We start from the raw sequence: 250 nt of genomic DNA, 5'->3' as shown, positions 1-250 counted from the left end.
CCCTTCCTACAGTGCCAGTAGTCGTCCTCCGGCGCTTGCATCGACATGCTGTTTTGCGACCGCGTCAGGCGTTCTTTCCACGCTTCCAGGCACCCCGCTCCGAGACCGCCAGCCCCAACAGCCCCAGCCGGCCCAGCCCAGCGCGAACGGCCTCGGGACCCAGTCCCGCCACCACCGTCAGCTTTTCCACCGAACTGGTGGACCGAAGGGGCAACGCGTCCAGGAGAATCAGGTCCTCCAAGGACAATCC

General features: G+C 65.6%; 1 pseudogene. It reads right to left on the bottom strand.

The window, feature by feature from the left end:
- Positions 1 to 64: 64 nt before the first annotated feature.
- Positions 65 to 250, bottom strand: a pseudogene (locus ACPYOG_RS20150) (DNA-processing protein DprA); the annotation flags it as partial.

Source organism: Leifsonia sp. HAY1-4F (assembly GCF_056755275.1).
Note: the sequence above shows the minus strand (reverse complement) of the source record. Positions and strands in the feature narration are given on the sequence as shown.